A 10,750-nucleotide genomic window follows, 5' to 3' on the forward strand; every position below is an offset into this window, starting at 1 on the left:
TTTACGCCCCTTTGGTCGCTGAACCCGACGCACCCTGGGCGTCCTGCGCGTCCTGGCCGGGCACACCCGACAGTCCGCTGTGGAACGCCTCCAGCCACATTCCGGGGCCGCAGTCGTCCGCCGGCTGCGGCTCCGCGGCCGGCCGGGCGGCGGAGGTGGTCACACGGTCCTTGCGGCGCCGCTGCGGCAGGCCGGTCGCGGTGCGTCCGCCGGCCTGCACGCTGCCGGCCGGCATGGGCGCCGGTGCCGGAGCCGGGACCGACCGGGGCGCGGACCCGCCGGCCGACGGGCGGTCGAGGGGGTGCTCGCGCGGTGTGGCGGCCACGGCCCGGGGCCCCGAGGAGGAGCCGATGCCGTGGGCGAGACCGGTCGCCGCGGACGCGGTGGTGATCAGGTGCTGCGGCACGATGACCACGGCGCGGACGCCGCCGTACGCGGAGGAGCGCAGGGACACCTGGAACCCGTACGCCTGCGCCAGTCGGCCGACCACGGCCAGGCCGAGCCTCGGCGTCTCGCCGAGGTCGTTGAGGTCGATGCCCGACTGCGCCTGGGCGAGCATCTTCTCGGCCCGCCCGCGGGCCTCGTCGCTCATGCTCAGGCCGCCGTCCTCGATCTCCACGGCGATGCCCGACTGCACCTCGGTGGCGGTGAGGTGGACGCGGGTGTGGGGCGGCGAGTAGCGGGTGGCGTTGTCGAGCAGCTCCGCCAGGGTATGGATCAGAGGCTCCACGATCGGCCCGACGACGGCGACCTCGGAGACCGAATGGAGCTCCACCCGCTGGTAGTCGATGATCCTCGACATCGCGCCGCGCATCACGCTGTACAGGGTGACGGCCCTGCTCCACTGGCGGCCGGGGCGCGCACCCCCGAGGACGGAGATGGAGTCGGCGAGCCTGCCGATCAGGGCGGTGCCGTGGTCCAGCCGCAGGAGGTCTCCGAACACGTCGGGGTTGGTGCCGTGCCGGTCCTCCATCTCGCGCATCTCGTGGGCCTGCTGATGGACGATCGCCTGCACGCGGCGGGCGACGTTCACGAAGGCCCGCTGCGCCGAGTCGCGGAGGCTCTCCTCGTTGTCGACCGCGTCGATGACGTGCGCCAGCACGGCCTGCAGGGCGGCTCTGAAGCGCGGCGTCACGGCCGCGTCGTCGCCCCAGCGGTTGCCGTGGCCGCCGCGCCCGCCCAGGGAGGTCAGTACCTCCTCGGCCACCTCTCCCCTGCGCAGGCGCTCGATGGCCTCCGGCAGCACCACCGCGGACAGGCGGACCGCCTCGGTCTCCTGTCGGGACAGGGCGTGCTGGAGGGCCGCGACCTGCGCGCTCCGGGCGGAGAGGGCACGGCCGCGCCGTACCGCTTCGACGAGGACCGCGGCGGTGCACACGGCGCCCGCGGCGGTCAGGACGGTGCCGGCCGGGTCCGAGGAGGAAGCGAGCGCCCCGACCAGGCAGGCGGCGGCCAGGGCCGCGATCGCGGCCAGGGTCCGGCTCGTTCCCCCCTCCGGTGAGGCGGTTTCGGGGGGAATGTCTCTTTGCTCCATCGGCGTCCTCGAACTATCGAAAAAGGGTGACCTTCTGACCGGTGGGCGGGAGCTTAACTACGCCCAACTGCCCGCACGTGTGCTTTCGTTGGAGTTCATCGGACCGGAGGAACCGATATGCGCCATCGGCAGCGGCGAATTCCGACATCCGTCGGGGCCCGGCCCCGGCGGGCGGTGGCGTAGGCGGAGGTCGACGGCGTGCCGGCCGGATCCGGGGCGCGGGAACCCGTGAGCGGGCCGCGGTCGGTTCCGGCCGGATCACCTCGGCTGAAGTGGCGGCCCGGACGGCAATGCGCTATGGGCGCGACGCGGGCACGGAGCCGGCCGCTCCTGAGCGCGGCCGCCGGCGGTCACCCCGGGCGGGGTCCGGGGCGCGTCCGGACGCCGCGGTGGGGCCGTGCCGGCGTACCGCGGCCCCGGACGGGCGGATTCGTCCGTCCGGGGCCGCTGTCCCACACTGGTACCTGGGCACCCCGCACCGCCGGTGCCGTCCGGATCCCGGTGTACGGGAGGCGCAGCATGGTCATCGGTCACGACCTCACGGGGGACACCCTGCACGTGAGGATCCTGCAGGAGCTGGACGTCACCAACCGGGCCGCGGCGGCCCTGCAGATCGAATCCCTCGTGCAGACGCACCGCCCCGCCCGGGTCACGGTCGAGCTGGCGACCCGGACCCCCTCCCCCATGACCCTCGGCGCGCTGGCCCGCGCCCACCGGATGTGCCGCAGCCTCGGCATCCCCCTCACCGCGACCGGACCCGGCGGACGGGAACCCCTGCTGCCCCTCGGCGACGAGTCCGGAGCGGCCCTCCCCCAGTGGCTGGAACACGGCGCGCGCCACAACCACTGACTCCCCCGGCGGAGGTCCTGCCGGTTCCCTAGGCCCTGTGGCCACAGTGGCGCCTGGGCCTAGTGGAAGGGTTCCAGCGTCATGAAGGCCGCTTGCGGGCTGCCGTCGTGCACCAGCGACTCATGGGCGCCCACGTCGTCGAAGGCGAAGCCGTACGCCTTGCCGTCGGCCATCTGCCCGTGGACGATGCGGGAGTAGTGGTTGGTGACGGCGTCACGGTAGAAGCCCGAGCTGTTCGCGTCGGGCTGGTCGGGGTTGGTCAGGAGCGTCGAGCGGTTGAAGCCCGCGCACAGGGTGCGGGAGAGGGGGCCGCGCACGAGGTCGTTGGGCGCGTCGAGGAGCTTGTAGCAGCCGAAGACGCTGTCGGAGTCCGGCTTCCGGAAGCTGGTGACCACCGTTCCGGAGCCGTTGGTGAAGTTCATGACGTCGCCCGACACCCGGCCGTAGTACTTGGTGCCCGGCTGGTGCGCGAACGGCGTCACGGTGAGCGTGGAGGAGCGGTACTTGTTCCAGACGCGGTCGATGTAGTCGTTCATGACGCCGGACGGGATGCCGCCCGACGCGATGCCGTGCCCGGGTGAGAGCGCGCGCAGCGGCGTGCCGTCGGGGCCGTTCTGGATCAGTCCTCCCCACCCGGCCGCCCGCAACTGGCCGAAGACGGCGTCGTAGCCGCCCGGCTTGAGCCGGCCGGTGTTCCTGACCGCACCGTCGGCGCCCTTCACGCCCACCGCGTACGGGGCCGAGAACATGTCGACCTGGGTGCTGTTGATCCACAGGCCGGCGTCGTTGAGGGTGTACTCGGACCAGTTGAACAGGATGTTGCGGTTGGGGTCGGAGGGATTCTGCACGGCGGGCTGCACCAGACCGCCGGTGGTGAGCTTGAAGACGATCTTCTGGCCGATGGAGAAGTAGACGCGGCCGGAGAACTTGGGCATCCGGATCGTCCGCGTCTGCCCGTCGGCCGGACCGGCGATCGAGGCGTCGGGCGCGGGGGTGGGGGGATTGCCTCCCGCGGGCCACGGGTGGAACGTGCCGTTCGCGTCGGCCCAGCCCTGCCGGCCGGTCGAGAGCTGGGTGCCCAGGTTGTAGACGTAGACCGGTTCGCTGCGGCCCGAACTGTTCTTGATCGTGAGCGGGATGGTCTCCGGTACGGCCTCCGCGGATGCCGACGGACCGAGGACCGTCAGGCCGGCGGCGACGGCCAGCGCCGTGACCCCGGATGCGAGCACTTTCGATAAGCGGAACACGTTCTGCCTCCTGGTGGGGGGACCTGACGACGGGAGGTGCGGCGTTCCCGCGCCCCTGCGACGGGACGGGCGGGGGTGGCGGGAGGGACCGGCAAGGATGCAGGCCTTGACGCCTGAGAGCGCTCTCAGCGTCCGGCTGTCTTCACCTTCTGTCAATGAACCTGACAAAAGAACGGCCCCTCCTGCCGCGGGAGTTCCGCGGCAGGAGGGGCCGGAGGGCACCCGTCAGGTGCGGTACGCGAAGTAGGTCGCGTCCGGGTAGGACGCGATGAGGGACGCGAGCGACTTCCGGTAGGTGTTGGTGGAGTGGTAGGTGAGGTACGGCATTCCGGCGCTGCTGCGGTAGGTCACCATCATGGTGTGGTCCTTGGACCCGTCCCTGTTGAAGTCCAGCTGCACCACGTCACCGATGTCCGCCTGGTACACGTTGGCCAGGTTGGCGGCGCGCTGGTTGGACAGGGTGAACCACGCCCACTCGTTCGCGCCGACCCAGGAATCGGACTGGCGGGTTCCGTCGTACCACCAGTTGCGGTAGTCGGAGGAGGAGCCCGGGACGGCCTTCCATCCGCCCGCCTTCAGCGCCTGGCTGATGAAGTTGGTGCAGTCGCCGCCGGCTCCGTTGAACTGGCGGTACGCCGGGTTGTAGTTCTTCCAGTGCTTCTCCGCGTACTTCGCCATGGCGGAGTAGTCGTAGGCACCGCCGTTCTTCGCCTTGGGCTTCGGCGGGGCCGGGTACTTGGTGGAGGCGGGCGTGCCGTCCGGGTACTGCTTGCCGTCGTCCTTGACGGTGTTGGTCTTCGGCGCGACCGGCTCGTTGACCGCGACGGGGCCGCTGTCCTTCGACTTGATCGACACCAGCTCCCACTTGCCGCCCCGCTTGCTGGTGAGGGTCAGCTCGTAGCGCGTCCCGATGTCGGTGGTCTCCGGCTCGTCCCCGCGCAGCTTCTTGTACGTGAGCGTGGTCTGCTCGGTGACCTGGACGGTCGCCTTGCCGCCGGTGACCGTGGCACGGTCCACGACGACGCGGGTGTCGGCGCCCGTGTACGCCTCGCCGAGCTCCGCCAGCCGCGTCTTGCGGGAGCGCAGCGACTGGAGCGCGGCGTCCTCGTCCTTCTTCAGCTGGTCCGCCATGCGGGTCTTCCCGCCACCCGGGCCGGAGCCGTGCTTTCCTGCCTGGTCCTCGACCAGCGCCTGGGTGCGCTGGGAGAGGACGTCGTCGGCCATGCGGGCGAAGGTGTCGGCGGTGGCACGGTCGGCCGCCTCGGGCCCGGAACCCGCGCTCGCGGAGTAGGCGAGCATGCTGCCGGACACCATGGCCACGGTCAGGGCCGCGATGGCGGCGGGCCTGAACCTCTTAGGTATCACTGTGTTTCCCCTTGTCACCCGGTCCACACGAACCGGGGGAACGGAATCCTCGCACAACTGGGCGACCCCTTCGCCCCGTTCCGTTCCCCGGACGGCCGACTTGCGGCAGTCGGCTCGCACCCCCGGCCATCCGCCTCCGCTTCAGCCCCGGGGCCGGTGCCCGGAGTCCACGCCCGTATGCGGCCACCACCTGACGGGTCCCCCGGCAAGTGCCTTTAGGGTGGGCGGGAAAGCACAGCACAGGGGGGCATGCGGAGTGGGCCGGAAGGATACAGCCGCAGGGGGGCGATCCCGGGGCAGGCGGGCGGCTCCGCAGGGCAGCGGCGGAGCACGGCCGGGCCGCCGCAGGAAAACCGGGGAGCGCCGCCGTCCGCGGCCGGGCGGCGGCCTGCTCGCAGCCCTCGGCCCGGCCGCCCCGGCGCGTACCCTGCTGCGGCGGCTGCGGCCCGCCTACCCGCGGCCGGGCCGCGCCGGCCTGCGCCGGTGGATACCCTCGTGGCGCCAGTGGCTGTGTGCCTGCCTGTACGCGTTCACCGGCCTGACGGGCCTCGTCGCGTACGCGTACGCGACCACGGACATCCCGGACGACCTCAACTCGTTCGCCACGCAGCAGGACAACGTCTACTACTGGGCCGACGGTTCCACGATGGCCCGGACGGGCTGGGTCAGCCGGCAGGAGATGCCGCTGGACAAGGTGCCCGCAAAGGTCCAGGGGGCCGTGCTCGCCGCCGAGAACGCGGGCTTCTACTCGGATCCCGGCGTCTCCCCGTCCGGTGTCCTGCGCGCTCTGCGCGCCGGGGTGACCGGGGGCGAGACCCAGGGCGGGTCCACCATCACGCAGCAGTACGTGAAGAACGCCTACCTGAACCAGGACCGCACCGTCTCCCGGAAGTTCACCGAGCTCCTGCTCGCCGTGAAGCTGGACAACCAGCGGGGGAAGAAACAGATCCTGCAGGACTACCTCAACACCAGCTGGTTCGGACGCGGCACCTACGGCATCCAGCGCGCCTCCCAGGCGTACTACGGCAAGGACGTCTCGCAGCTGAATGCCAGCGAGGGCGCCTTCCTCGCCTCCCTCCTCAAGGGCGCCGGGCTCTACGACCCCGCGCTCAGCAAGGAGAACCACGAGCGGGCCGTCGAGCGGTGGGCCTGGATCCTGGACCGCATGGTCGAGACCGGCCAGCTCACCCGCGCCGAGCGCGCCGCCTACACGGAGTTCCCCGAACCCTCGGGCACGTCCCTCGGCGGCGCCCCCGGCGCGCAGACCGGCTATCTGGTCGAACTGGCCAAGGCCTACACGATCAAAGCCGGTCACCTCTCGGATTCCGAGTTCGACCTCGGCGGCTACCAGATCTACACGACCTTCGACCGGGAGCGCATGACGGCCCTGACCGCCGCCGTCCAGCAGACGCAGAAGGACTTCGACGCCGAGCGGCGTCCCGACACCGACAAGCACGCGAAGATCGGCGCGGCGAGCGTCGCCCCCGACGGGCGGCTGCTGGCCGTGTACGGCGGCCCCGACTTCCTGAAGCAGGGCTTCAACGAGTCGAACGCGACGACCATCCCGGCCGGCACCGCGTTCACGCCGTTCGTCTACGCCGCCGCGCTCGACGAAGGGGTGCTGCGCACGCGCGGCAAGGACCGTACGCGCGTCTCCCCCTCGACGACGTACGACGGCAACGACCAGGTGACCGTGCAGACGCCAGACGGCCCGTACTGGGACCGCAGCGGCAAGGTGCTGAAGGGGCGCAACGACGGCGGCCGCAGCTGGGGTCAGGTGACCTTGCGCCAGGCCGTCGCCCACTCCGTCAACACGCCCATGGTGCAGCTCGGCCTCGATGTCGGACTGGACCGGGTGGGGTCGTTCGCCGAGCGCTCGGGGCTGCTCCGATCGAGCCTCGGTCCGCGGGTCCCCACGTTCGCGCTGGGGGAGAACTCGACCCCCAGCGCGATCCGCATGGCCGGCGCCTACGAGACCTTCGCCGCCGACGGCATGCACACCGACCCCTACTCCGTGCGCTCGGTCACCCGCAACGGCACTGCGCTGCCGCTCGACGCGCCGCAGGCGACCCGGGCCGTGACGGCCGAGACCGCCGCCGCCGTGACGGACGCCCTGCGGACCGCCGTCACCGAAGGATCCGCGAAGGCGGTCGGCAAGGCGCACGCCGGTACTGCGGGCAAGACCGGGACGACCGCGGCGAACACGGCGGGCTGGTTCGTGGCCAGCACCGCGCAGGAGTCCACGGCTGTGGTGGTCTACCGGATGTCACTGACCGACCTGCTCCCCCTGCCGCTGACGGGGCTGGGGGGCGACGCCCCGGGCACGCCCGGCAGCGACCGGGCGGTGCGTCTGTGGGCCGACTACGCCAAGGCGGTGAAGTAGGCCGGGAGGCGGCGGGGCGCTGCCGCCCCGGCGCCGTGGGGCCCGGTCACTTGACCAGCGCGGCCCAGTCCGGCGCCTGTGCCGGGTCGAGCAGGCGGAGTTGGGCCAGGACCTTCGGGTCCTGCACGTCGAGCCAGTCCGCCAGCTCCCTGAAGGACACGCAGCGGACGTCCTGGCGCGGGCAGACGTCCTTCATCACGTCCTCGACGGCCTTCATGTAGATGCCGCCGTTCCAGTCCTCGAAGTGGTTGCCGATGAACATCGGCGCCCGGCTGCCGTTGTACACCCGGTTGAAGCCGTTGAGGTACGACATCCGCGTCTGCGTCTGCCAGGCGGCGAACTTGGCCGGGTCGCCCTGGGTGCTGTCGCCCGACTGGTTGTACAGGAAGTTGAAGTCCATGGAGAGGACCTGCACCTCCTTGCCGTGCAGCGGCAGGAGCTGGAGGGGGAAGTTCCATATGCCGTCCTGCTGGGACGGCCACAGCTGGAACTCGCCCGAGGAACTGGCGTCGTAGCGCCAGCCGTACGGTTTGATCGCCGTCAGGAGGTTCTTCTGGCCCTCCAGGCAGGGCGCCCGGCCGCCGACCACTTCCCGGTCCGGGTCGAAGGGCAGGGGCGCCTCCTTGGTGAAACCGGTGTTGGTCTTCCAGTTCTTGATGAAGGAGTACGTCTGGTCGATCTCGCTCTTCCATTCGTCGGGGCTCCAGTCCCCGCCGCCCTTGGGCCCGCAGAAGTGCCCGTTGAAGTGTGACCCGATTTCGTGGCCGTCGTTCCAGGCGCCGCGCAGCTGACCGAGGGTGGACTTGATGTGGGGGACCGTCGGGTACGAGATGGCGGACGAGCCCTGGCCGTGCTGCGGCGGGCGGTACAGCATCTTCTTGTCCTCCGGCAGCAGGTAGATGCCCGTGAGGAAGAAGGTCATGTGGGCCTTGTTCTCCCGGGCCACCTTGCGGAAGTGCGAGAAGAGGTGGTCGTCGCCCTCCAGCGCGCCGTCCCAGGAGAACACCACGAACTGCGGCGGCTTCTCACCGGGCTTCAGCCGCTCGGGCTTGAGCTGTCCCGGCTGCGGCCCGGTGTAGGAGGTCGAACCGTCTCCCAGCACCTTGACCTTGCCGTCCCAGGCCTCCTCCGGCCCCTTCGCCGCGGCGGCGGCCTCGTCGGCCGCACCGTCCGGGGCGGCCATCTTCGCGTCGCCCGGGGCGGTCCCCGAGGAGCCGCCCAGCGTGAAGGCGTACGCGGCTGCCGCCGCCCCGCCCAGGGCGATCACGGCGATGCCCACGCCCAGGCGCCTGCGTCTCTGCGCCTTCCTGCGTACCTTGCGGGTACTCCGGGACTCCGTCCGCTCGTTCGGAGCGGCGTCGGTGTCGGCCATCGCAGTCGTCCCCCCTGATCACCGCAGCCCGGCCGGGTGCGGATGGTTCGTACGAATATAGAACTTGTCGACACTCCGCCCGCACCCCGAGTCCCTCGTGTACGTCGCTTCACAGCCAACCGACAGCCCTGCGCCGGATCCGATCCGGGTGCGTGAAGCTCCGGAGGCGGGGCAGGCGGAGTTCAGGCGGAACGCAGCACAGCCGCCGCGCACGACGTACGGAACAAGGAGGGCCGGCGGAGGATTCTCGCCCCGCCGTCCCCCGTTGACCGAAGGAGTTGTTTTTACGTGCCTGAGCATGTGTGGAGTTACCAGCCGACCTCGGGCCACCTGGCCGGTACGGACCTGACCGGCTACAAGGTCGAGGCGACCGACGGCGACATCGGCAAGGTCGACAAGCACTCCGACGAGGTCGGTGACGCCTACCTGGTGGTCGACACCGGTGTGTGGATCTTCGGCAAGGAGGTCCTCCTGCCGGCCAGCACGGTCATCGGGATCGACCCGGAGAACAAGAAGGTCTTCGTGGACCGCACGAAGGAACAGATCAAGGCCGCGCCCGAGTTCCACCGGGACGAGCACCTCGGCGACGCCGGGTACCGGGCGGAGCTGGGCACCTACTACGGCACCGGCGCCCCCTTCGGCGGCCGCCCCGCCTGATCGCGCTCCCGCACGAAGACGCCGGTCCCGGCACCCTCCCAGGGTGCCGGGACCGGCGTCTTCGTGGCCACGGCGGGACCCCGCGCCGCCCGGCCGCTGCGGATGCCGCTCTCGCACCACTTGGTCACCTGCGGCACGGCCGGTCACGCAAAACTGCTCGGCGACGGCCGGGGCCGGACGCGGCCCGGCCGCCCCGGGCGTGTCCACGAGGCGGGTCCGGCCGTCCGGCCGCCGGCACCCGACGCGCAGGTGCCGCGAGCCCAGGAGTCGATCAGCTGGAGGCGAGCACGGAGTCGTCGAGGGGGCCCGTTCCCGGCAGGTGGTGGCGGGCGGCGATCAGGGCCGCGTGCACGTCCGCCGTGCCGGTGGCCACGCACAGGGCCCGCTCCACGTCCTCGAGCTCCTTGCGCACGGGCGAATGCTCCTCCGCGGCATCGAGTACGGACAGCGCCCAGTAGCGGTCGACGAGGCCGGGGAGCACGGCCGGATGAGCCATCAGCACGGGTGGTTGCCTTTCGTCGGCGGATCCATCGGGTCGCCGTCGCTTACCCTGCCGACCGCCGTTGAATCCCCGCGCGGGTCACCGCGGGTGGGGAGGTCCGTGTGCCGTCCGGTGCCGGGCCCGTGGCCGGCTGCTCAAGCGCCGGAGACGGGGGTGTACCGACCCGCTGTGCGCCCAGGTCGGGAAGATCGCCGACCGGGGCGGCGTCCGGTTGCCGTGCGGCACCGGGCGGCAGCACGTCGTGCCCTTGGTACGGAGGGGAGCCGGCCGCGTGATGGCGGGGGGATGCCACCACGCGGCTCGGGCCCGCTCGGAAACCCGCGCCGCTCACCGCTGCGGACTCCCGTGACCACGCTTGTGGCCACATTCCGCCGCCCCAAACGGTCGGCTCGTATTTCTTTTCCCGGAGTGCGCGGGCCGCCGCGCACGTTTGGCGGCCGCTATCCGGGTCAGACGCGGGGAGCAAGCAGTTCCCGCACCTCCAGGGAGTGATCAGCTGTGTCGCAGGAAGAGAAGGGCAAGGCCAAGGCCGAGCAGGCCAAGGGCAAGCTCAAGGAATCGGCCGGCCGCCTGATGGGTAACGAGCGGCTGACCGGCGAAGGCCGCGCCGAAGGGGCGAAGGGTGACGCCCGCCAGGCCAAGGAAAAGATCAAGGACATGTTCAAGCGGTGACGCGACCGCACCTCAGGTCGTGGGGGGGGGGGGGGGGGGGGGGGGGGGCGGGGGGGCCCCCCCCCCCCCGGGGGGGGGGGGGGGGGGGGGGCCGCCCCCGGGCCCCCCCCCCCGGGGGGGGGGGCCGGGGGCCCCCCGGCCCCGGCTCACCGGGGCGACGGTCCTGACC

Annotated in this window: 9 protein-coding genes; 4 read left to right on the top strand and 5 right to left on the bottom strand. The window is 71.7% G+C overall.

Annotated features, from left to right (window positions below; all coding sequences use genetic code 11):
• Nucleotide 1: 1 nt before the first annotated feature.
• On the bottom strand, nucleotides 2-1,534 hold the full coding sequence (locus tag ACFWUZ_RS12980; protein WP_384371331.1) for a sensor histidine kinase: 1,533 nt from the start codon (nucleotides 1,532-1,534) through the stop codon (nucleotides 2-4).
• A gap of 519 nt (nucleotides 1,535-2,053) precedes the next feature.
• Here ACFWUZ_RS12980 and ACFWUZ_RS12985 point away from each other — a divergent pair.
• Nucleotides 2,054-2,383 carry a hypothetical protein gene (locus tag ACFWUZ_RS12985; RefSeq protein WP_384371333.1) on the top strand — a complete coding sequence of 110 codons (330 nt, stop codon included), beginning with the start codon at nucleotides 2,054-2,056 and terminating at the stop codon, nucleotides 2,381-2,383.
• Nucleotides 2,384-2,442: 59 nt separating this feature from the next.
• Here ACFWUZ_RS12985 and ACFWUZ_RS12990 read toward each other — a convergent pair whose 3' ends face one another.
• Both ACFWUZ_RS12990 and ACFWUZ_RS12995 read right to left on the bottom strand, forming a co-directional pair.
• Nucleotides 2,443-3,630: a glycoside hydrolase family 64 protein gene (locus ACFWUZ_RS12990; RefSeq protein ID WP_384371335.1), complete on the bottom strand. Its 1,188-nt coding sequence runs from the start codon at nucleotides 3,628-3,630 to the stop codon at nucleotides 2,443-2,445.
• Between the two features lie 225 nt (nucleotides 3,631-3,855).
• Nucleotides 3,856-4,995 (bottom strand): amidase domain-containing protein, encoded by a 1,140-nt coding sequence (locus ACFWUZ_RS12995; RefSeq protein ID WP_384371337.1) that lies wholly within the window; start codon nucleotides 4,993-4,995, stop codon nucleotides 3,856-3,858.
• 256 nt (nucleotides 4,996-5,251) lie between these two features.
• Here ACFWUZ_RS12995 and ACFWUZ_RS13000 point away from each other — a divergent pair, with 256 nt between their 5' ends.
• Nucleotides 5,252-7,378 (top strand): transglycosylase domain-containing protein, encoded by a 2,127-nt coding sequence (locus tag ACFWUZ_RS13000; RefSeq protein ID WP_384371339.1) that lies wholly within the window; start codon nucleotides 5,252-5,254, stop codon nucleotides 7,376-7,378.
• A 46-nt stretch (nucleotides 7,379-7,424) separates the two neighbouring features.
• On the opposite strand, the gene ACFWUZ_RS13005 is transcribed toward ACFWUZ_RS13000, so the two are convergent.
• Nucleotides 7,425-8,750 (bottom strand): hypothetical protein, encoded by a 1,326-nt coding sequence (locus tag ACFWUZ_RS13005; protein ID WP_384371341.1) that lies wholly within the window; start codon nucleotides 8,748-8,750, stop codon nucleotides 7,425-7,427.
• 288 nt (nucleotides 8,751-9,038) lie between these two features.
• On the opposite strand from ACFWUZ_RS13005, the gene ACFWUZ_RS13010 reads away from it, so the two are divergent.
• Nucleotides 9,039-9,407 (top strand): PRC-barrel domain-containing protein, encoded by a 369-nt coding sequence (locus tag ACFWUZ_RS13010; RefSeq protein WP_384371344.1) that lies wholly within the window; start codon nucleotides 9,039-9,041, stop codon nucleotides 9,405-9,407.
• A 271-nt stretch (nucleotides 9,408-9,678) separates the two neighbouring features.
• On the opposite strand, the gene ACFWUZ_RS13015 is transcribed toward ACFWUZ_RS13010, so the two are convergent.
• Nucleotides 9,679-9,903: a DUF5133 domain-containing protein gene (locus tag ACFWUZ_RS13015; protein ID WP_384371370.1), complete on the bottom strand. Its 225-nt coding sequence runs from the start codon at nucleotides 9,901-9,903 to the stop codon at nucleotides 9,679-9,681.
• A gap of 504 nt (nucleotides 9,904-10,407) precedes the next feature.
• Here ACFWUZ_RS13015 and ACFWUZ_RS13020 point away from each other — a divergent pair.
• Nucleotides 10,408-10,581 carry a CsbD family protein gene (locus ACFWUZ_RS13020; RefSeq protein ID WP_384371346.1) on the top strand — a complete coding sequence of 58 codons (174 nt, stop codon included), beginning with the start codon at nucleotides 10,408-10,410 and terminating at the stop codon, nucleotides 10,579-10,581.
• The last annotated feature ends 169 nt before the right edge of the window (nucleotides 10,582-10,750 follow it).

This window comes from Streptomyces sp. NPDC058646, assembly GCF_042716875.1.
GTDB lineage: Bacteria > Actinomycetota > Actinomycetes > Streptomycetales > Streptomycetaceae > Streptomyces.